The sequence below is a fragment of the Halorussus halophilus genome (genome assembly GCF_008831545.1).
Taxonomy (GTDB): Archaea; Halobacteriota; Halobacteria; order Halobacteriales; family Haladaptataceae; genus Halorussus; species Halorussus halophilus.
The window spans coordinates 1,925,678-1,945,483 of the sequence record NZ_CP044523.1; the positions used below are offsets into that span (position 1 = coordinate 1,925,678).

A 19,806-nucleotide genomic window follows, 5' to 3' on the forward strand; every position below is an offset into this window, starting at 1 on the left:
ACGATGGTGGACGCCCGCGAGTACCACGAGCAGACGAAACACGCTCCGGGAAGCATCGGTGGCGACGGCAATCGAATGAATCCCGACATCAAGCCGCGGCCGTACAAACGCTACGCAGACCTCCCACGAGAGTCGATTTCCGCTCTCGGAGCGGTCGCGGAACCCGCGCTGTCCGCCATCACCGCGTCGAATGCCGAGCCGGACCTCGGAGTCGCGGCCACCGAAATCGACGCCGAGACCTTGCACACGCTCTGTCACTACGCGACGGGCGTCACGAAGGAACTGAAGAAAGGAGGCCGACTCCAGCAGTATCGCGCCGCCTCTTGCACCGGAAAACTGTACCACATCGACCTCTACGCCGTCACGGGCGACCTCGGAGGGTTCGGACCGGGCGTCTACCACTTCGACCCCAGTTCCGACTCGTTCGACGTACTCCGAGAGGGGGACTACCGCGGCGTTCTCGCACAGGCCTCGGGCGACTCGGAGCGAGTCGCCGACGCACCCGTGACGTTCGTCGCGACCTCCGAGTGGTGGCGCAATGCCTGGAAGTACGCGGACCGAACCTACCGCCACGCGTTCTGGGACTCCGGGACGATTCTCGCCAACCTGCTCGCCGCCGCCCACGGACGCGGCCACTCGGCCGCGGTCGAACTTGGATTCGCCGACAGTCCCGTCACGAAATTGCTCGGTCTCGACCCCGAAGACGAGGCACCGCTGGAACTCCTCAGTGTCGGCAGTGGCGACACGGCTTCGGACGCCTCGTCTCTCGACTCCCTCGATTCAATCGACCCCGAAGAGGACCCCGTCTCGGATAGTCGCGTCGAGTATCCCCTCGTTCCGGACGCGTGGCGACAGAGTACGCTGGACGACGGCGCCGACGCGCGAGCGTGGCGCGAGAAACTCGCTAATGCAGGCGACAACGCGTTCGGAACGCACGGAATCGGCGACGGAAAACTCATCGACCTCGACCCCGTGGACGTGGAAACGGCTTCGGGGAGACCTGTGGACAACACCATCGAGCGACGCGGGTCGCTCCGGGAGTTCAGCCACGAGGCTATCAGCGCCCGGAAGTTCGCCACGATTCTCGACCGGGCGCTCGGCGGTGTTCCGGTGACGGCAGGCGCATCTGGTTCCGGTATCGCTCCGAACGTGCTAGACTACTACTGTCTCGTCAACGCCGTCGAAGGAATCCCGAGCGGAGCCTACCAGTACCACCCCGAATCGAATGCCTTGGAGCGCCTCGGCGACAGCGACCGGGAGACGGCCGGACATATCGCACTCGACCAGTCGGTCGTCGGTGACACCGTGGTGAACGTCTATCTCGTGGCCGACGTGGACGCGCTCGTAGACCGACTCGGCAATCGCGGCTACCGACTTGCGCAGTTGCTCGGCGGCGTTCAACTCGGGCGACTGTACCTCGCCACGTACGCCCACCGGACGCTCGGCGGTCGCGGGTTCACGTTCTACGATGACCTCGTGACCGAACAGTTCTCTCCGCGGGCCGCGAACCAGACGCCGATGACCATGTTCGCGTTTGGAAAGCCGGAGAAGTAGATTCAGGACGGCAGGCCGACGTGTCGGTGTCGATTGTACAGATACACCGCACACGTCTCGAAGGTGCCGACGACGAGCGAAATCGCCGCGACGAACACCGCGACTTTCGGCCCGCCGGCGTGGTTCACCACGAGAAACGCCAGAACCGGCCCGCCGAGGACGAACGCGACGTACTTCCGCCAGTCCGGGTTCCACTCGGCGTCCCTGCGGTCGAGCGCGTTCGCGTCCCGATACAGCGCGGGCACCGTCGCCACGCTCGCCAACGCGAGGACGACCAGCGTCACGAGGATTTCGATGCCAGCCATCACCGCCGAGGAGCGACCGGCGAGCAGTACCAGTCCCAAGCCGCCACCGACGCTCAAAACGACGTAGCCCGCGAGGAACTGCCAGTAGCGACCGGAGGAAGCGGAGTCAGTTTCGAGTACCATGGCCACTCGAACGTAGGGGTTCGACGGCCGTATAACGGGGCGAAAGCGCAGAAAACTACAGATTCGCGCGCCGAGTTTTCACTCCTCGCCGACCGCCGTGTCCTCCACCTCGCCCGAAAGTGCGGCGTGGCCGTAGTTCAGTAGCGCGACGAACACCGACCCGCCGACGGCGTTGCCGAGCGTCGTCCACGTGAGAAAGTGGGCGTAGTCGGCGAGCGTGACGCCCTGTCCCAGAAACATTGCCGACAGTACCTCGGTCGTTCCCAACAGCGAGTGATGAAACGGCGCGAACCCGATGCCAGCGGTGACGACGAGCGTGAGCAGGACGCGACTCACCGTGTCTCGACTCGCGGCGACCAGCCACGTCACCAACCCCATCAACCATCCGGCGACGACGCCGCTCAGCAGTACGACCCACCACGGGAGCGGGAGTAGTGCCTCCGCGAGCGTGCCGAACGCAGATGGCTCTGCGACGTTCATCTGCGGGCCGAGGACAGCTATCAGTCCGGCGAACGCCCCACAACCCACCAGGTTCGAGACGTAGACGACCCCCCAGAGTTCGAGCATCTCCCAGAGGGACGCCCGGCCGTCTAACACCGGAAGCACTGCCATCGTCGTGTGGGCAGTGAACAGTTCGGTCTGACCGAGGATGACGAAGAGGAATCCGACGGCAGAGACGCTGGCGAGTACTATTTGCTGTGTCAACTTCGACTCGAACCCACCGGAGAAGGTGAGTGCCATCCCCATGAACAACGCGCCGAAACTGACAGTCAGTCCGGCGGCCAGTCCCGACACGAAGAGTCCGCGGTTTGGCCGACGAATCTCCTTGAGCGCGCTCTGCATCTCGCGTTCCAGGATGTTGCCGTACGACAGCGACGCGCCCGAGGGTGTCACGTCTTCGTCGCCATCGCTACTCATGACTCTGGGTCCCCTGCGTTGCGCACTCTCGATACGTCACCGACCAGAAATAAAGTCGTTCTGCCCGATTTTAACGCGCTCTTTCGTTTCTCGTTTACGCGCGCTTCTGAATCTCTTCGCGAAGCAGTTCGCTCACTTGGTCGCCGTCGGCCTTGCCGCCGAGTGCGCCCATCGCTTCGCCCATTAGGCCGGAGAACGCCTGCATGCCCTCTTCCTCAACCTGTTCCGAATTGCGCTCGACGACTTCCACGATTGCCTCCCGAACTTCGTCCTCGCCAGCACTGCCGAGGTCCTCCTGTTCGACTGCCTCCTCGGCGGACAGTCCGGGGTCCTCTGCGAGCGCAGTCAGCAGGTCTCCAACGTTCCCCTTCGCGACTTCGCCGTCCTCGACGAGTTCGAACGTCCGGAGGAAGTGGTCGGCTTCGAGGTTCTCGACCGGGACGTCGTCGCGGCGCAGTTCCGTGACCGTACTCTCGACGGTCTGGGCCGCGAGCGTGGCGTCCACGCCCATCTCGACGGCGCGCTCGAACAGCGTCATCCGACGACCGTACGCAACCTGCTCGGCGAGACCCGCGTCGAGTCCGTACTCGTCCTGATAGCGCTCGACCTTCTCCGTGAGGAGTTCGGGCGTCTCGACTTCGCTCGGGTCCGGTTCGACGGGCGGCACGTCCGTCTCGGGGTACATCCGGGCCGCGCCGGGGAGCGGTCGGAGATACCGCGAGGTGCCGTCCTCGTTCGCACCGCGGGTCTCCTCTGGGACGCCTTCGAGCGCGGTTTCGGCGCGTTCGACTGCCGCCTTTATCGCGCCGTCTGCGACTTCCTCGCTGGCGGCGACGATGGCGACCGCGTCGTCCTCGCCTGCGCCCACCGTCTCGCGGAGGTCGGCCACCTCGTCCTCGGTCACGCCGTACGCTGGGAGTTCGTCGGTGTGGAAGATGCCCCCAGCACCGTGGCGCTTGGCGTGGTCCGAAAGCTCTGTGCCGAGGCGGCGGTCTGGCTGAAGTTCCGCGCCGACGATGCCGTCGAAGCCGTGTAGCGCGACAGCAGTGACTTTACCCCCCGAATCGAGTGCGCCGCGAATGACGCTACTATCGGTGTCCGCGAACACGTCCGTCACGTCCTGCACTGCGCCGACTTCCGCGCCTCGCTCGTGCAGTTCGTCTTTGATTTCGAGTAGGCGAACCTGTCGATGGACCTCGTTGCGCACGAGGTCGTCGATGTCGTCCAGACTCTGGACGCCCTTCATCTCGACGCGAGCGCCTTCCTCGATGGAGATGTTCACGTCCTGGCGAATCGTACCGAGGCCGCGCTTGACGTGGCCCGTCGAGCGCAGCAGCATCCCGATTCGTTCGGCCGCTTCTCGGGCCTGTTCGGGCGAACGGATGTCGGGCTTGGTGCCGATTTCGACCAGCGGGATGCCGAGTCGGTCGAGACTGTAGAGGACGCCGTCCTCGCGCTCTTCGACGCGCTGGGCGCTCTCCTCTTCGAGCATTAGGTCTTCGACGCCGACCGGTCCCTCGCTGGTCGAAATCTCGCCGTCGTGAGCGAGTAGCGTCGAACGCTGGAACCCGGAGGTGTTCGACCCGTCCACGACGAGTTTCCGCATGACGTGGGCTTGGTCTATCACGTCCATGTCCAGCAGTTGCGCGATTTCGAGGACGACCTCCTGTGCTTGCTCGTCCAGTCTGTGGGGCGGTTCGTCGTCCTCCTCGACCAGACACGTCGAGTCGTAGGCGAGATACTCGAACTCCCTATCGACTTGACTCTCTTCGAGGGCCGCTTCGTCTATCTCGCCGAGTTCGCTCTTGGTCGGGTGCAAGTAGCGCGTAAATTCGCGCTCTGCGTCCTCGGGTTCCCGAAGTTCCGTCGGACAGCCACAGAACAGTTTGGTGTCGGTGTCGAGTTGCTGGTGGATTTCGAGACCAGCGACGAGACCCAACTCCTCGTAATCGTGGTCGGTCATTGCTCGATGGTGTGACGCGGAAGGGTAAAAAACCGTTCAGTCTGGGTTCGCAGACGTGGCAACGATTGCCCGAACTCGCGCGGACATCGTCAACTCGGTCTGACTCCTCGGCCAATACGGATTAATCCCGGAACCAGCCTCTATCCGAACGTGCGAACGCTGGACGAACCGCTCGGCGAACTCAAACTCGCAGACCTCGCAGACGACCTCACGCTCGCGGACCTGCTCGGCAACGCCGTCCAGAACGTCGGTCGCGTCGAGTGACTCGTGACGGCTGGCGTTCTTCGACCCCTGACTTGTCGTGCGAAATTTGCAGTATGTGAGACTGTCACGAACCTCAAAAATTTAGTGCGATGGGGTTAAATGTCGAGGTATGGCTACGGCGTCGGATGCCAGTTTGGAATCGGAACCACCGGTTACGGTTCTCCACGTAGACGACGACCCCCAGCGGACGAAACTCACCGCGACGCTCCTCGAACAGAAGATGCCGGACGCGACAGTGCTCAGCGAGACGGAGCCCGACGGCGGGTTGACGCGACTCGATGCCGAACGACGAATCGACTGCGTCGTCAGCGACTACGACATGGGGTCGGTCAACGGTCTCGACTTCCTCGAACTGGTGCGTGAGGAGTACCCCGACCTCCCGTTCATCCTCTTCACCGGCAAGGGGAGCGAGGAGATTGCGAGCGAGGCCATCTCGGCGGGCGTCACCGACTACCTCCAGAAGAAGGGTGGCGCAGAACAGTACGAAGTCCTCGCCAATCGCGTCGAGAACGTAGTGTCCCAACACCGCGCAGAACGCGAAGCGGAACGGTCGCGCAAGCGAATGCAGACCGTCTACGAGCGGGTCACGGACGCGTTCTTCGCGCTCGACACCGACTGGCGCTTTACGTACGTCAACGGCAAAGGCGAACAGTTGATACAGCGCGAGGAATCGGAACTCATCGGCAACACGGTGTGGGAGGAGTTCCCCGAGGCGGTCGATTCGAAGTTCGAGCGGGAGTACCGCCGGGCGATGGAGACCCAAGAAGCGACCTCGTTCGAGTCGTACTTCGACCCGCTCTCGACGCTGTTCGAGGTCCACGCGTACCCCTCCGAAGAGGGATTGTCGGTCTACTTCCGCGACGTGACCGACCAACGGGAGGTCCGTCGCGAACTCGACCGGGAGAAGGAACTGCTCGAACAGATGCTCGAAACCAGTCCCGTCGGTATCCTCGTCATGGACCCCGAGGGCGGCATCACCCGAGCGAACGAACGGGCGGCAGAACTGCTCGAACTGAGCGGTTCGGAACTGACTGGCCGACGCTACGACTCCTCGGAGTTCACCGTCACCGACCTCGACGGCAACCAGCTCCGGGACGACCAGAAGATGTTCGCGCGGGTGATGGACGACGGCGAGAAGATACTCGGCGAGCGAATCGGCTACGAGCCGCCCGACGGGAACCGTAAGATTCTGTCGGTCAGCGGCGCGCCCATCTACGGCGAGACGGAGGTGGAGCGAGTCGTCATCGCCATCGAGGACGTGACCGACGTTCGAGAGCGAGAACGCGAACTCGAACGGAAGAACGACCGCTTGGAGAAGTTCGCCAGCGTCATCTCCCACGACCTGCGGAATCCGCTCGACATCGCCCAGACGCGGACCGAACTCGCTCGCGCCGAGCACGCGGACGACGAGCATCTCCGCGAGGCCGAGCGCGCACTCGACCGGATGGACGACCTCATCGACGACGTGTTGGCCCTCTCCAGAGAAGGTGAGGTCGTAGACGAGCGAACGCCCGTTCAAGTCGAACACGTAGTCACGGCGGCCGCTTCGACGGTCGACCTCTCCGACGTTGACCTCGGAGTGGAAGACGACCTCCCGACGATAACGGCCGACTCCGAACGACTCCGAACGATGTTCGAGAACTTGCTTTCGAACGTTGGCGAACACGCGGGCGAAGGGTCCTCCGTTCGAGTCGGCCCGCTGACCGACCGGGACGGGTTCTACGTCGCAGACGACGGTCCCGGCGTCCCCGAAGACGAACGCGGCAAGGTGTTCGAACACGGATTCACGACCGACCCCGACGGAACTGGCTTCGGACTGGCTATCGTCCACTCCATCGTGGAAGCCCACGGCTGGACTATCGAAGTCACCCACAGCCAGAGCGGCGGTGCCCGGTTCGAAATCGCTGGCGTCGAGGAAGTCTAACTGTTCGCGTTTCGGGTCTCGTCCGACGGTTCCGTACGCTTCGTCTCGCGGCGCGCTCGCAAACTCTCTTGGAGCTTCTCCCCCACGAACTCTCGCAACTCCGCCGCGTCCGCTTCGTCTAAATCTGCGGCTTTCGCGACGCCACCGCCGAAGCTCGCCGAACTCGCCGTGTCGATAACGACGTCCGCCAACCGCCACCGTCGCCGCCGCTGGAAGATGGTCCGGCTCTGGATGACCGTCTGCACGCGGTAGTACGGCACTATCTTCGTGGTCCGCCGCCAGAAGCCGTTCTGGGTCACGACGTGGGTCTCGCCTGCGTCGTAGCCGCGATTGACCCACGTCAGGTGGGCCGCGAGCGGAACGAGGACGACGAACGCGAGCGGGACGAACGGCGCGTACCAGACGACCGGCCGCCCGGCAAGCGACCAGACTGCGTACAGCAGGGCGACGATAGCACCGAGTCCGAGCAGATACCGAATCGCGTACCGCGTCCTCGCGCGCGTCGGTGGCCGCTGGAACGTTGGCGTCTCGAACGGTTCGACCTCGTTTGCGAGTTCGAAGACGCGCTCTCGACTCGCGAGCGGGACCGCGGCTTCCGACCCGCCGGAGGGCGACTGACCGGGACCGTAGCCCGCCGTCTCCACCGCGAGGGTAGCGTAGCCGAACCGCCGCATCAGCACGTTCTCGCTCATCGTGACCGTTTGGACTTTCGCCAGCGGAATCGACCCGTCGAATCGTTGGAACAGGCCGCGCTCGTAGCGGAGTTCGTCGTCCACGCGCGTCAGTCGGAAGCCGTAGTAGCGCGCGAACGTCAGGGACGCGCTGACGACCCACAGGCCGACACCGATGATGGCGTACAGCAACAGTCCGCCGAAGACGGCGAGTTCCGCGAGGCCGGGAACGAAGGGCAACACGGCGGGACCGAACGCGAGCAACGAGAAGTACCGCAGGTCGAACGAGAGGACGCTCAGTAGTGCGAGTTCTCCTTCCGCAAGTTCGAAGAGGACCTGTTCGCGCTCTTCGATTGGTTCGGTCGGCGCTTCCGTCTCTTCTCCGGCCTCCCGCTGGCGCTTTCGCCGCTGAATTTCCCGCTGGAGTCGCTTCGCTTCCTCGTAGCCGACGTAGCGCAGACTCGCTTCCGTGTCGCCGCCCCCCGCTGTTTCGAGGTCGAGGGCGGCGATGCCGAGCAGTCGTTGGAGGACGTTGCGCGAGATGTCCACGTTCTGAACTCGGTGGAGCGGAATTTCGCGCTGGCGGCGCGAGACCACGCCGGAGGCGATTTCGAGACCGTCGTCCGTGAGTTCGTAGTCGAACCGTCGGTAGTACGCCACCTGCCAGAGCGCCGTGAGGAGGACGCCGACGGCGACCACCAGCGGGACCGCCAGTCCGGCGAGCGGCGGGGGCAAGACGCCGGACCCCGAGAGCGCGCTCCCGACGAAGAAGAAGGAGACGCCGACGCTCGCGCCGCGCGAGAGCATCCGATAGGGCACGGAGAGTGGATGCAGTTTCATACGGCGTCGTACTCGTCCTCGCTCTCGGTTGCGAGTCTCCGCAGTTGCTCTTGCAGGTCGTCTGCACGTTCGGGAGTGAGTCCGGGAATCGTCACGTCAGCACCCCGGGACCCAGCGGTGTAGACGACGATGCTCGCCAGACCGACCGCGCGCTCGACGGGGCCGCGCTGGGTATCGACGTGCTGGACGCGGACGAACGGAACGACGGTGTTGACCCGCGTGAGGACGCCGCGTTCGAGGTAGAGTTCGTCCTCGCGCACCTCGAACTGCCAGACGCGATACTTCAGCGCGACGTAGACGACGCCGACGAGGAGTCCGAGGAGTGCGACGGCGAGGCCGACCCAGAGGCCGACGCCGAGCGTAAATCGGTCGGCGACGGCCACCACGACGGCGAGGATGGTCACGGTGACGAGCGTGCCGACGCCCCAGACCAGTCGCACCCGTGGGTGCAGTGTCTCCATGCGAAGCCAATCTATCCGGAACCCGAAAAGTCCATCTGTCACAGCCACCCGTCGCGTCGCCCGCTCGGTCGAACACCGGCATCCCAGAGTTTTTATCACGCGTCTGTGAAGAGCGCCGCATGACTGGGGAGTACGGTCGGGACGGCGCGACACCGACCGAAAAAGTTCACGTCCGGCAACTGGGAGTGGGGGACACACTTCGCTGGTCGTGGGACGTCGTCCGAAACCACAGGGAGTTAGTCGGTCTCGCGTTCGTCGTCGGCCTCCTGAGTATCGTCCCGCTGTTCGGGGTCACGCCTGCGTCAACGCCGTCCGACGACCCGTCGGTCGCACCGTGGGTCGGGCCGTTCTATCTCGCGTACGCGCTCACCGTCGGCGTCCTCTTCGGGAGCTTCTTCCTCACTGCCGACGACGCGGTGAGCGAACGACCCCGACCGCTGAAAGCGCGACTCTCGGCCGCACTTCGGCGGATTCCTGCTCTCGTCCTCGCGGGTCTCGTCGCGGTGGGTCTCTCCATCGTCGGTCTCGTGGTCCTCGTGCTTCCGGGCATCTACCTCTTCCACCGGTTTCTCCCCACGTTTCCCGCCATCGTCATCGACGGCAAAGGGCCGTTCGCCGGTCTGAGCGCGGGGTGGAACGCCTCCGGCGGGAACGTCACGAAACTGTTCTTCGTCACCGTCGGCTACGTGGGTGCCTGTCTCGTGCTCGTGCTGGTGTGGTACTCGCTCGGTCTCGTCGGCCCACTCCTCAGCGCCGGACTCGCGGCCGGACTGCTCCCCCTGTTCGGACTCGCGCTCGGCCACCTCTATCTCGAACAGGACCGAAATCAGTAGTCGAACGCGCCCACGAAGCGCTCGCGCACGTCTTCGGCAGTGTCTGCGTTCTCTTCTCTCCCTTTCGTGTCCTCCTTGGCAGTCTCCGATTCGAAGTCGTCGAGCGCGTCGGTCACCGCCTCGGCCTCCGAGCGAGACAGTTCGACCTCCTCGGTGTCGTCCGGGTCGTCGTCCTCGAAGACGGCGTCGTTGTCTAGCCAGCCTCCGTCGTCCTCGGCCGCCATCTCTCCCTCTCTCGTCCCGCGGTGTTCGTCGAAGTCGAACTCGCGTGCGAGGTACTCCTGTAGGTCCCTGACGCGGCGTTCGCGCTGGCCGGAGGCAGTCACTTCCTCGTCGGCCAGTGCGGCGATGAGGACTCTCGCTTCGCTTCTGGACACGTCGATGGTCGCAGTCTCTCGGTCGGTCATGCCACGAGAATTACGGGAGTCGCTCGGAAATCGATGGCTGTTGGGTTCGGACAGACGGTCGAAAAATCAACGGACGATTCGTCGGTCGGGCCCTTATTCGTCGCCCAGAATGCCGCGGTGGGTCATCTTCTCGGGGTCGATGACTTCGTCTGCCTCTTCCTCGCTCAGGTAGCCCTTCTCGACGACGACTTGCTTGACTGTCTTGCCCTCTTTCAGCGCAGTCTTCGCGGCCTTGCTTGCCTTGTCGTAGCCGATGTGTGGGTTCAGCGCCGTCGCGAGCGCCATGCTCTGTTCGACCTGCTCCTCGCAGTGTTCCTCGTTGGCTTCGAGTTTGGCGACGAACTTCTCAGCGAACACTTCGCTGGCGTTCGACAGCATCTCAGAGGATTCGAGGAAGTTGTGCGCCAGCACGGGCTTGTAGAGGTTCAGGTCGATTTGACCCTCCGCCGCGCCAGCACTGACTGCGGCGTCGTTGCCGACCACTTGTTTGTGGACCTGATTGACCGCCTCGGCGACGACCGGATTGATTTTGCCGGGCATGATGGAACTGCCGGGCTGGTTCTCCGGCTGTTCGAGTTCGCCGAGTCCGTTCCGGGGACCAGAGGCCAGCAGGCGCAGGTCGTTGGCGATCTTGTTCAGCGAGCCAGCGACGGTGCGGAGCGCGCCGTGGGCCTCCGACATGGCGTCGTGGGCGGCCTGCGCTTCGAAGTGGTTGTCGGCCTCGCGGAACGCGACGCCAGTCTCTTCGGAGATGTACTCGGCGGCCTTCTCGGGGAACTCTGGATGCGTGTTCAGTCCCGTCCCGACTGCGGTGCCGCCGAGCGCCAACTCCGAGAGGTGGTCGCGGACGTGGTCCACGCGCGAGAGACCTTTCTCGACCTGCGAGCGGTAGCCCGAGAACTCCTGACCGAGCCGAATCGGCGTGGCGTCCTGTAAGTGGGTCCGGCCGGTCTTGACGACGCCGTCGAACTCTGCCTCTTTGGCTTCCAGCGACTCCCGGAGCGTGTCGAGTGCCGGAATCAGGTCCTTCTCGACGGCTTCCAGCGACGCGACGTGCATCGCAGTCGGTATCACGTCGTTGGAAGACTGGCCGAAGTTGACGTGGTCGTTCGGGTGAATCTCGCGCGTGCCGACTTCGCCGCCGTAAATCTCGGTCGCGCGGTTCGAGATGACCTCGTTGGCGTTCATGTTCGAGGACGTGCCGGAACCGGTCTGGAACACGTCCACCGGGAACTGGTCGTCGTGGTCGCCCTCGATGACCTCGTCAGCGGCCTCCACGATGGCGTCTGCCTTGTCCCCGGGAATCATGCCGAGGTCTTTGTTCGCCTGTGCGGCGGCCTTCTTGACGACGCCGAGTGCGCGGACGAACCGCCGGCCGAACGTGATGCCACTGATGGGGAAGTTCTGGAGCGCGCGCTGGGTCTGTGCGCCCCAGTAGGCGTCGGACGGGACGCGCATCTCTCCGAGGCTGTCCTCCTCGATTCGGTAATCCTCGTCGCTCATGTGTGGAGGGAGTAGACCCGCGGATAAATATCATGCTCAATCGTCGTCGGGGAGTTCGATAGCGAGAGACACAGCCTGATTGACAAGTTTCCGGAATCCATCCTATTTGGAGACGTTCGGACAAAAAACTAACCACTTCGTCCAAGAGATTTTCTCAGACCACCCGCATTCGAAATTCGTACCTGGGGACCTGTACGGCCGATAATCGGCGCACCGTGGTAATGGACAACAATTTACTCGGAGCTGCGTTAATATCAACAATACTTAAGTGGTTGGTCCGAGATTGTCTCTGCTAGGTCTCATAGTATGACAGGTGCCAACGAAGGTTCCGACGTTTCGCGACGCGGCTATCTCAAAGTAGCAGGAGCGAGTACACTCGGCGTCACCGGCCTGGCTGGCTGTATGGGTGGCGACAGTGGCGGCAGTGACGAAGGGACGACGTCGGGCGGCGAAGGTACCTCCTCGGACGGCGAGGACACCTCGTCTGGCGACGACTCCGGCAGTGGGAACACGCTCGAAGTCCAGCACTGGTGGACTGGTGGTGACGGTGCGGCGGCAGTCGAGGCACTGTTCGAGGGCTTCAAGAAGGAGTACCCGGACGTGAAAGTCAACCAGAACCCCGTCTCGGGTGGCGCTGGCCAGAACCTCAAGACGGTCATCAAGAAGCGCGTCCTGAACAACAACCCGCCGAGTTCGTGGCAGGCGTGGCCGGGCGCGAACCTCACCCCGTACGTCGAAGCGGACAAGCTGAAAGACATCAGTAGCTCCGTCTGGGGCAAGAACGGCATGAAGGACGCCTACAAACAGGGTCCGAAAGACGCCGCCAAACCGAACGGGACGTTCGTCACGGTCCCGCTGAACATCCACCGACTCAACAACCTCTTCTACAACAAGAAGGTCGTCGAAGACGCTGGCGTAGACCCTGCGTCTATCAAGAAACCCAGCGACCTCACGGCCGCGATGAAGAAGGTCGAGAACAACACCGACGCAGTCGGGATGGCCCACCAGACGAAGTCCGCGTGGTCCACCGGCCAAATGTGGGCGCAGGTCCTGCTCGGCGAACACGGCAAGAGCACGTACGAAGCGTTCACGAAGGGCAAGGTCAGCGCGAACAAGAAGGCCATCAAGAACTCCCTCAGCATCGTCAAGGAGTACACGCAGTACTTCAACGACGACGCCGGTTCGCTCGGCTGGACCGAAGCGAACAAGAAGATCATCAACGGCGAAGCGGCGTTCTTCCACCAAGGCGACTGGGCCGCGGGCATGTACCGCGGTGCCGACAGCTTCGAGTTCGACAAGCAGTGGGGCCACGTCCCGTTCCCCGGTTCGAAGGGCGTCTACGCGCTGAACATGGACTCGTTCCCGATGCCGAAGAACAACCCGTCGCCGGAGGCCGCGAAGAAGTTCCTCCGCTACGTCGGCAGCAAGGACGCCCAAAAGCGGTTCAACCCGAAGAAGGGGTCGATTCCGCCGCGCACCGACGTGTCCAAGGACGCCTTCGGACCGTTCCTCAGCAGTCAGATGGACGACTTCGCCAACTCGAAGTCGCAGGTCCAGTCCATCCAGCACGGACTCGCGCTCCCGCCGGAACAGCTCAGTAGCTTCGGTGAAGCGATGTCCACCTTCATCTCGAACTGGAACGTCGAGAAGACGTACAGCCAAATCGAGAGCGCCTTCAACTGAACGCAGTCACTACACGGTTCTTTTTCACATGCAACGCATCCGAGATACACTGAAACGGCTAACCCCCGGCAAAGAAGCGGGAGAGAGCGAGGTGGAAGGCCAATCGACCGTCAGAACCGACGGCGGCGTCGTGAGCGAGACGGAGACCGAACGAGGACAGTCGCTCGTGTCGAGGGACTTCCTCCAGTCGATTCCGTTCTGGCTCCCGCCGTTCCTGCTGATGGGCTTTTTCGTCTACGGCGCCATCGGCTGGAACTTCGTCATCTCGCTGACGGACTTCAGCGGGCTACTCCTGCCGGAGTACAAGATTTCGGCGTTCGACTTCGAGATGTATCGCCAAGCCCTGAACGACCCGACGTTCTGGACGGCGGCCCGAAACACGCTCGTCCTACTGGTCGCGTTCACCGGCCTCTGTCTGGTGTTCGGGATGGGGCTGGCGATTCTGGTAGACCAAGAGATTCGGTTCGAGAACACGTTCCGAACCATCTACCTGCTCCCGATGAGCCTCTCGTTCGTCGTGACGGCGAAGTTCTGGGCGTGGATGTACAACTTCAAGATCGGGATGATAAACGTCACGCTCCGTCAGTTCGGGTTGGACTTCCTGGCGATGCAGTGGATTTCGAACCCGGACACGAAGTTGGCGGCGGTCATCTTCGCGCTCATCTGGCAGTTCAGCGGCTACGCGATGGTCGTCTATCTGGCAGGTCTGCGCGCAATTCCCGACGCACACTACGAGGCGGCCCGCGTAGACGGCGCGAGTACGCTGAAGATGTACTGGCGAGTCATCCTCCCCCAACTGCGAGCATCGACCATGAGCGCGGCCGTCGTGCTGATGGTGTTCGCACTGAAGGCGTTCGACTTCCTCTACGTCATGTTCGGCAACAACCCCGGCCCGGCGGCGGACATTCTGGCGACGATGATGTTCCGCGAGGCGTTCGGGTCGAACAACTGGGCGTACGGCTCCGCCATTGCCATCGTGCTGTTCCTGATGGCGCTGGCAGTCGTCGCGCCGTATCTCTACGCCGAGTACCGACGAGGTGAACTATGAGTTCCGCACCAGCGAGTCCGACACCGGAGAACCAATCGCGGCGCGAGCAGGTAGAGAACGCCGTCCGAAACGCCGACCGTAGTCGCGTGGCGCTGTACGGGGTGCTGGTCGCGCTCGTCGGCTTCTATCTCGCGCCGCTCGAAGCAGGGCTGATGACCGCGTTCAAGACGACCAACGCGTTCAACACGACGAGTCCGTTCTTGCCCGCGATTTGGCCGTTCGCTTCCGGCGGCTTCACCACCGGCCCGTGGCAGACCGCCTTCGACACGCTGTGGAACGGCCTGGTCAACAGCATGTTACTGGCGGTTCCGGCGACGATTCTGTCGGCGGGACTCGGGAGCATCGCGGCCTACGGTGTGACGACCATCGACTGGAAGTACCAGACGCTAATCGTCGCGCTGTTCGTTGCGGGCATCTTCATCCCGTACCAGGCAGTTCTGGTGCCGCTGTCGCGGCTGTTCGCTATCGTGAACACCCAAGAGCTACTGGGATTCCTGTGGGGGCTACCGCTGATGCACGAACACTACGCCTCGATTATCAACCTCATCGTGGCCCACGTCGCGTACGGGATTCCCATCACGTTCCTACTCTTCCGAGGCTACTACCAGACGCTTTCGGGCGAGATGATAGAGGCCGCGCGACTGGACGGCGCGAGCGTGTTCAGCATCTACCGCAACGTCGTGTTGCCGCTGTCGAAGCCGATGTTCGCGGTGACGCTCATCTACCAGTTCACCCAGATTTGGAACGACCTGCTGTTCGCGCTGGTCATCCTGCCCTCCGGCGGCGGGGCGGCCGCACCGGTCACGATTGCGCTCAACAGTCTCTCTGGCGGCATCATCACCTCGTTCAACACGCAGATGGCGGGTGCGTTCGTCGCGGCACTGCCGACGCTCGTCGTCTACGTGCTGTTCGGCGAACAGTTCGCGAAAGGAGTCGCAGGATAACTATGCAGTCTCAACGGAGGACACAACAATGGCAGAACTGACCCTCGACGGCGTAACGAAGTGGTTCGACGACGACGGCGACCGTATCGTCGCGGTAGACGACGCACACGTCGAAATCGAAGACGGGGAGTTCCTCGTCCTCGTCGGCCCCTCGGGGTGTGGAAAATCCACGACCCTGCGAATGATTGCGGGCCTCGAAACGATTTCGAAGGGCGACATTCGCCTCGGGAACCGCTCTATCGCGGACGAACCGCCGACGACGCGGGACATCGCGATGGTGTTCCAGAGCTACGCGCTCTACCCCCACATGAGCGTGCGGGAGAACATGAGCTTCGGCCTCGAAGAATCGACCGACATGCCCGACAGCGAGATTCAGGCGCAGGTGGACGACACCGCCGATATGCTCGGTATCCCCGACCTGCTCGACCGGAAACCCGGCGAACTGTCGGGCGGTCAGCAACAGCGGGTCGCGCTCGGCCGGGCTATCGTCCGGGAGCCAGAGGTGTTCCTGATGGACGAACCGCTGGCGAATCTGGACGCGAAGTTGCGCTCCCAGATGCGCACGGAACTCCAACGTCTACAGGAGGACCTCGGCGTGACGACGGTGTACGTCACCCACGACCAGACGGAAGCGATGACGATGTCCGACCGCATCGCCATCCTGAACGACGGCGAACTCCAGCAGGTCGCCACGCCGCTGGAAGCCTACCACGAACCGACGAACCGGTTCGTCGCTGGCTTCATCGGCGACCCGTCGATGAACTTCCTGCCGATGGAATTACAGGGTGACACGCTCGTCGGTGACGACATCGAGTACCCGCTTTCGGGTGACGCCCTCGACGCGGTTTCGGGCCACGACCGACTCACCCTCGGCATCCGCCCGGAGGACATCGAACTCGTCGCGGCGGAAGACGCCCACAGTTTCCCAGCGACCGTTGACGTGGTCGAGCCGATGGGCAGCGAGAACAACGTCTACATCGTCTTCGGCGACCAAGCCGACGAAGCGACCGATGGCCTCGGCGGCACGGACGCCGCCGCAGACGACACGCTGACCGTGACTATCTCTGGAATGCGGAACGTCGAGGCGGGCCAGAACGTCGTCGCGCACATCCCCGAGGACGCAGTTCACATCTTCGACGCCGACACGGGCGAGGCAGTCAAGAATCGGAATATGGAGACCGCCGAACAGGAACTGCCGAACGTCTGAGTTCGAGGTCGCTTCGATTCGCCGCATTCTCGTTTTCCGGCAGTCCGTGTGGATGACCGTCCAAGCTATGTGTTTTCGCGTGCCACACTGTTCCGATGCCCACCGACTCCGACCCCAACGCGCCCGCCGAATCGTTCACCGTCGCGGCCGCACAGGTCGAACCAGTTTTCCACGACAAGGAGGCGACCCTCAACAAGACATGCGAGTGGATAGAACGCGCCGGAGAACAGGACGTAGACCTGCTCGTCTTCCCCGAGACGTACTTTCCCGGCTACCCCTACTGGCGGCGCAAGGTGTCGATTCCGCGCTGGACCGAGTTGATGGTCGAGTTGCAGAAGAACAGCCTCTCGGTTGGCGACGACGCGCTCGACGTTCTCGGTAACGCGATTCGGGAAGCCGACTGCCACGTTGCGTTGGGGACGAACGAACTGGACGAGAGGAAGGGAAGCGAGACCGTCTACAACTCCATCTTCTACTTCGACCGCGAGGGAGAACTCGTTCGTCGCCACCGAAAACTGATGCCGACCCACGGCGAGCGGTCGATTTGGGGGCGCGGCGACCCGTCGAGTCTGGCGACCCACGAGACGGACATCGGAACACTGGGTGGTCTCGTCTGCTACGAGAATCACATGACTCTCTCGAAGGCCGCGCTGACGACCATGGGTGAGGAGATTCACACTGCTTGCTGGCCGGGGTTCTGGACCCAGAACGGCCATCCCGGCGACAAGGCGCGGGCCGAAACTGTGGAAGACCGCGACACCTGTGACATCTACCCTGCGATGCGCGAGTACGCCTTCGAGACCCAATCGTTCGTCGTCTCCTGCTCGGCGTACATAGGCGACCCGCCAGAGGAGTACGAGGACGAACTCGGCTACGACCTCGGCGCAGGAGGGAGCATGCTGGTGAATCCGGCAGGCGTCGTGAAGGCCGGTCCTGTACTCGGTGAGGAGACGCTCCTCACCGCGGAGTTCGACCGCGACGAGCGTCGGGCGACCAAGGCGTACTTCGACGCGATGGGCCACTACGCGCGCTGGGACGCGGTCAATCTCGAAGTGAACGACGAAACCCTAGACCCGGTTCACTCGCACGGACACGACGGCGCGAGAGGGACGAACTGGAACGCGCGCGAGAGTAGGACCGACAACGAGCGAGAGAACGGCCGACTCTCGCCCCACGACGCGGAAGCAATCGCCGACGCTCACGGCGTGCCGATATCGGCGGTGGAGGCAGTCGCGGACGCGCTTGACCAGTAGCGCCTATCGCCGGGGGACACTTTTCTCACTGCCCGGTGTACGACGTTGGATGACCAGATTCACCGGCACGTGGTCCGGCGACGAAGTCGAGTCGTTCCTACAGGACGTGACGATTCCGATTCGTCTCGCTTGCCACAGGCCAGACGCATCCCTGTGGATGGTCGCGCTCTGGTATCGCTACCGCGACGGCGGGTTCGACTGTGCGACGTGGACGAACGCCGACGTAGTGCGGTACCTCCGCAACGACTCGGAACTCGCGTTCGAAATTTCGACCAACGACCCGCCGTATCGCGGAGTCCGAGGCAACGGCACCGCGAGTCTCTCGCCCGACGAGGACAAGGAAGTCCTTCGCCACCTCATCGAGCGGTATCTCGACTCGACGGACTCCCCGCTGGCGGAGTGGTTGCTCGCGGACGAACGCGAGGAGATTCACGTCCGGATTCGACCGCGAGTCGTCTACAGCTGGGACTACAGCGAGCGGATGGCTGGCGAAGAATAGCACTTTTCTGTCGTTACTGCCGTCGAAATGGTAACGGTCAGCCCCGGATTTATCCTCGAAAACCATTAAGTACCACCTCGGTGAGTGTGCGATGGGGGAAACCAAATGACCGGGGGTAGTGCGGACGACATCGAGAGACGTCAGTTTATGAAATACGCGGCGCTCGTCGGGGGTGCCAGTACAGTACCGTTCACGGGCTATCTGCAAGACCAGCAGTGGTCGAATACGCTGGAAGTGATGCACGGGTGGACCGGCGGGGACGGCGCAGAGGCAATCGACGCGCTCGCGTCGGCGTTCGGCGAGGCCCAACCGAACATGGAGACGAACTTCCGGGCCATCGGCGGCACCGGAAACGTCAACTTAGACCAAGCAGTCGCACAGCGACTGCGGGCGGGCGACCCGCCGAGTTCGTTCGCCGGATGGCCGGGGAAGAACCTCCAGCAGTACGAGGGCGTGCTTGGCAACATCGAACAGGACGTGTGGAACCAAGCCGGACTGAAGGAGGCTCACGCACAGGAAGTGGTCGAGGCGTGCCGCTTCGGAGATGGATTCTCCGCAGTGCCCATCGGTTCCCACCGCATGAACGACCTCTTCTACAACGTGAGCGTCCTCGAATCTGCGGGCGTGGACCCGAGTGGCATCGATAGCTTCGACGCGTGGGTCGATGCTCTCGACGCCGTCGCCAGCGAGACCGACGCCCAACCGTACGTCAACTCGCTCTCGACGTGGACAGTCTTGCAGTTCTGGGCGGTCAACATGCTCGGCTCGCAGGGCTTCGACGCGTACACGAACTTCATCGAGGGCAACGGCGACGAGGCGGCGGTTCGGGGGGCGTTCCAGAACGCCCAGACCGTGCTGTCGCAGTACCTCAACGACGACGCGCCGGAGATAGACTTCACCGAGGCGAACCAGCGAATCATGTCCGGCGACGCGGCGTTCATCCACCAAGGCAACTGGGTGGCTGGCGCGTACGTCAACGAGGGGTTGACCTACGACGAGGATTGGGGACGCATCCAGTTCCCCGGTACCGAGAACATGTACGGGTTCCACCTCGATTCGTTCATCTATCCGGGCGGCGACCTCGACAACCCGAGTCCGCCCGAATCGAAGGCGTTCCTGCGGTTCGCTGGCTCGGAAGCCGCACACGTGGCGTTCAACCAGTACAAGGGGTCGATTCCGACCAGAGAGGTGCCGACCGACCAGTTCAACCCGTATCTGACCGAGACCATCGAGGACTTCAACAGCGTCGAGCAACGACCGCCGACCATCGCACACGGGTTGGCCGTCACCCAAGACGTGCAGTCTGACTTGGAGGACGCGATTGCGAATAACTTCGCCGACCCGTACAACGTCGATTCAGTCACGAGTCGGTTCATGCAAATCGTGTAGCGCGGTCTCACTTTCCA

General features: G+C 63.1%; 17 protein-coding genes. 10 read left to right on the forward strand and 7 right to left on the reverse strand.

What is annotated here, in order from left to right; translation table 11 throughout:
* The first annotated feature begins 3 nt into the window (after positions 1-3).
* A complete protein-coding gene (locus F7R90_RS09460; protein ID WP_158057207.1) occupies positions 4-1,554 on the forward strand; it encodes a SagB family peptide dehydrogenase in 1,551 nt (516 codons plus the stop codon).
* A gap of 2 nt (positions 1,555-1,556) precedes the next feature.
* Here F7R90_RS09460 and F7R90_RS09465 read toward each other — a convergent pair whose 3' ends face one another.
* The 3 genes from F7R90_RS09465 to gatE all read right to left on the reverse strand — a co-directional run bounded on the left by F7R90_RS09465 (position 1,557) and on the right by gatE (position 4,863).
* Positions 1,557-1,982 carry a hypothetical protein gene (locus F7R90_RS09465; RefSeq protein WP_158057208.1) on the reverse strand — a complete coding sequence of 142 codons (426 nt, stop codon included), beginning with the start codon at positions 1,980-1,982 and terminating at the stop codon, positions 1,557-1,559.
* Between the two features lie 78 nt (positions 1,983-2,060).
* Positions 2,061-2,900, reverse strand: a complete 840-nt coding sequence (locus F7R90_RS09470) for a formate/nitrite transporter family protein (RefSeq protein ID WP_158057209.1) — start codon at positions 2,898-2,900, stop codon at positions 2,061-2,063.
* Between the two features lie 94 nt (positions 2,901-2,994).
* A complete protein-coding gene (gene gatE / locus F7R90_RS09475) occupies positions 2,995-4,863 on the reverse strand; it encodes a Glu-tRNA(Gln) amidotransferase subunit GatE (protein ID WP_158057210.1) in 1,869 nt (622 codons plus the stop codon).
* Between the two features lie 373 nt (positions 4,864-5,236).
* Between gatE and F7R90_RS09480 the strand changes: the two genes are divergently transcribed.
* Positions 5,237-7,051: a hybrid sensor histidine kinase/response regulator gene (locus F7R90_RS09480; RefSeq protein ID WP_158057211.1), complete on the forward strand. Its 1,815-nt coding sequence runs from the start codon at positions 5,237-5,239 to the stop codon at positions 7,049-7,051.
* Here F7R90_RS09480 and F7R90_RS09485 read toward each other — a convergent pair.
* Positions 7,048-8,562 (reverse strand): PH domain-containing protein, encoded by a 1,515-nt coding sequence (locus F7R90_RS09485; RefSeq protein ID WP_158057212.1) that lies wholly within the window; start codon positions 8,560-8,562, stop codon positions 7,048-7,050. The two genes, F7R90_RS09480 and F7R90_RS09485, sit on opposite strands and share 4 nt — an antisense overlap.
* The gene (locus F7R90_RS09490) at positions 8,559-9,023 is read right to left on the reverse strand and encodes a PH domain-containing protein (protein WP_158057213.1); all 465 of its coding nucleotides are present in this window, start codon (positions 9,021-9,023) and stop codon (positions 8,559-8,561) included. Before F7R90_RS09490 ends, F7R90_RS09485 begins: the two co-directional genes overlap by 4 nt.
* Before the next feature lie 119 nt (positions 9,024-9,142).
* Between F7R90_RS09490 and F7R90_RS09495 the strand changes: the two genes are divergently transcribed.
* Positions 9,143-9,856: a hypothetical protein gene (locus F7R90_RS09495; RefSeq protein WP_158057214.1), complete on the forward strand. Its 714-nt coding sequence runs from the start codon at positions 9,143-9,145 to the stop codon at positions 9,854-9,856.
* On the opposite strand, the gene F7R90_RS09500 is transcribed toward F7R90_RS09495, so the two are convergent.
* Together F7R90_RS09500 and F7R90_RS09505 are read right to left on the reverse strand one after the other, a co-directional pair.
* A complete protein-coding gene (locus F7R90_RS09500) occupies positions 9,850-10,263 on the reverse strand; it encodes a hypothetical protein (RefSeq protein WP_158057215.1) in 414 nt (137 codons plus the stop codon). The two genes, F7R90_RS09495 and F7R90_RS09500, sit on opposite strands and share 7 nt — an antisense overlap.
* Before the next feature lie 93 nt (positions 10,264-10,356).
* On the reverse strand, positions 10,357-11,766 hold the full coding sequence (locus F7R90_RS09505; RefSeq protein ID WP_158057216.1) for a class II fumarate hydratase: 1,410 nt from the start codon (positions 11,764-11,766) through the stop codon (positions 10,357-10,359).
* A 306-nt stretch (positions 11,767-12,072) separates the two neighbouring features.
* On the opposite strand from F7R90_RS09505, the gene F7R90_RS09510 reads away from it, so the two are divergent.
* The 7 genes from F7R90_RS09510 to F7R90_RS09540 all read left to right on the forward strand — a co-directional run bounded on the left by F7R90_RS09510 (position 12,073) and on the right by F7R90_RS09540 (position 19,789).
* Positions 12,073-13,449: an ABC transporter substrate-binding protein gene (locus F7R90_RS09510; RefSeq protein ID WP_158057217.1), complete on the forward strand. Its 1,377-nt coding sequence runs from the start codon at positions 12,073-12,075 to the stop codon at positions 13,447-13,449.
* A 28-nt stretch (positions 13,450-13,477) separates the two neighbouring features.
* The gene (locus F7R90_RS09515; RefSeq protein WP_158057218.1) at positions 13,478-14,497 is read left to right on the forward strand and encodes a carbohydrate ABC transporter permease; all 1,020 of its coding nucleotides are present in this window, start codon (positions 13,478-13,480) and stop codon (positions 14,495-14,497) included.
* On the forward strand, positions 14,494-15,441 hold the full coding sequence (locus tag F7R90_RS09520; RefSeq protein ID WP_158057219.1) for a carbohydrate ABC transporter permease: 948 nt from the start codon (positions 14,494-14,496) through the stop codon (positions 15,439-15,441). The genes F7R90_RS09515 and F7R90_RS09520 overlap by 4 nt, the downstream gene beginning before the upstream one ends.
* Positions 15,442-15,469: 28 nt before the next feature.
* Positions 15,470-16,648: an ABC transporter ATP-binding protein gene (locus F7R90_RS09525; RefSeq protein WP_158057220.1), complete on the forward strand. Its 1,179-nt coding sequence runs from the start codon at positions 15,470-15,472 to the stop codon at positions 16,646-16,648.
* A 95-nt stretch (positions 16,649-16,743) separates the two neighbouring features.
* Positions 16,744-17,901 carry a carbon-nitrogen hydrolase family protein gene (locus F7R90_RS09530; protein WP_158057221.1) on the forward strand — a complete coding sequence of 386 codons (1,158 nt, stop codon included), beginning with the start codon at positions 16,744-16,746 and terminating at the stop codon, positions 17,899-17,901.
* A gap of 49 nt (positions 17,902-17,950) precedes the next feature.
* Entirely contained in the window at positions 17,951-18,400 is a 450-nt protein-coding gene (locus F7R90_RS09535) for a pyridoxamine 5'-phosphate oxidase family protein (RefSeq protein ID WP_158057222.1), read from the forward strand.
* Between the two features lie 105 nt (positions 18,401-18,505).
* Positions 18,506-19,789 carry an ABC transporter substrate-binding protein gene (locus tag F7R90_RS09540; RefSeq protein ID WP_158057223.1) on the forward strand — a complete coding sequence of 428 codons (1,284 nt, stop codon included), beginning with the start codon at positions 18,506-18,508 and terminating at the stop codon, positions 19,787-19,789.
* Positions 19,790-19,806 lie beyond the last annotated feature (17 nt).

What these genes read in the sequence shown, in the direction of transcription:
- F7R90_RS09460 (WP_158057207.1), top strand. Translation starts at nt 4, where the DNA reads ATGGTGGACGCCCGCGAGTACCACGAGCAGACGAAACACGCTCCGGGA.
- F7R90_RS09465 (WP_158057208.1), bottom strand. Translation starts at nt 1,982, where the DNA reads ATGGTACTCGAAACTGACTCCGCTTCCTCCGGTCGCTACTGGCAGTTC.
- F7R90_RS09470 (WP_158057209.1), bottom strand. Translation starts at nt 2,900, where the DNA reads ATGAGTAGCGATGGCGACGAAGACGTGACACCCTCGGGCGCGTCGCTG.
- gatE (WP_158057210.1), bottom strand. Translation starts at nt 4,863, where the DNA reads ATGACCGACCACGATTACGAGGAGTTGGGTCTCGTCGCTGGTCTCGAA.
- F7R90_RS09480 (WP_158057211.1), top strand. Translation starts at nt 5,237, where the DNA reads ATGGCTACGGCGTCGGATGCCAGTTTGGAATCGGAACCACCGGTTACG.
- F7R90_RS09485 (WP_158057212.1), bottom strand. Translation starts at nt 8,562, where the DNA reads ATGAAACTGCATCCACTCTCCGTGCCCTATCGGATGCTCTCGCGCGGC.
- F7R90_RS09490 (WP_158057213.1), bottom strand. Translation starts at nt 9,023, where the DNA reads ATGGAGACACTGCACCCACGGGTGCGACTGGTCTGGGGCGTCGGCACG.
- F7R90_RS09495 (WP_158057214.1), top strand. Translation starts at nt 9,143, where the DNA reads ATGACTGGGGAGTACGGTCGGGACGGCGCGACACCGACCGAAAAAGTT.
- F7R90_RS09500 (WP_158057215.1), bottom strand. Translation starts at nt 10,263, where the DNA reads ATGACCGACCGAGAGACTGCGACCATCGACGTGTCCAGAAGCGAAGCG.
- F7R90_RS09505 (WP_158057216.1), bottom strand. Translation starts at nt 11,766, where the DNA reads ATGAGCGACGAGGATTACCGAATCGAGGAGGACAGCCTCGGAGAGATG.
- F7R90_RS09510 (WP_158057217.1), top strand. Translation starts at nt 12,073, where the DNA reads ATGACAGGTGCCAACGAAGGTTCCGACGTTTCGCGACGCGGCTATCTC.
- F7R90_RS09515 (WP_158057218.1), top strand. Translation starts at nt 13,478, where the DNA reads ATGCAACGCATCCGAGATACACTGAAACGGCTAACCCCCGGCAAAGAA.
- F7R90_RS09520 (WP_158057219.1), top strand. Translation starts at nt 14,494, where the DNA reads ATGAGTTCCGCACCAGCGAGTCCGACACCGGAGAACCAATCGCGGCGC.
- F7R90_RS09525 (WP_158057220.1), top strand. Translation starts at nt 15,470, where the DNA reads ATGGCAGAACTGACCCTCGACGGCGTAACGAAGTGGTTCGACGACGAC.
- F7R90_RS09530 (WP_158057221.1), top strand. Translation starts at nt 16,744, where the DNA reads ATGCCCACCGACTCCGACCCCAACGCGCCCGCCGAATCGTTCACCGTC.
- F7R90_RS09535 (WP_158057222.1), top strand. Translation starts at nt 17,951, where the DNA reads ATGACCAGATTCACCGGCACGTGGTCCGGCGACGAAGTCGAGTCGTTC.
- F7R90_RS09540 (WP_158057223.1), top strand. Translation starts at nt 18,506, where the DNA reads ATGACCGGGGGTAGTGCGGACGACATCGAGAGACGTCAGTTTATGAAA.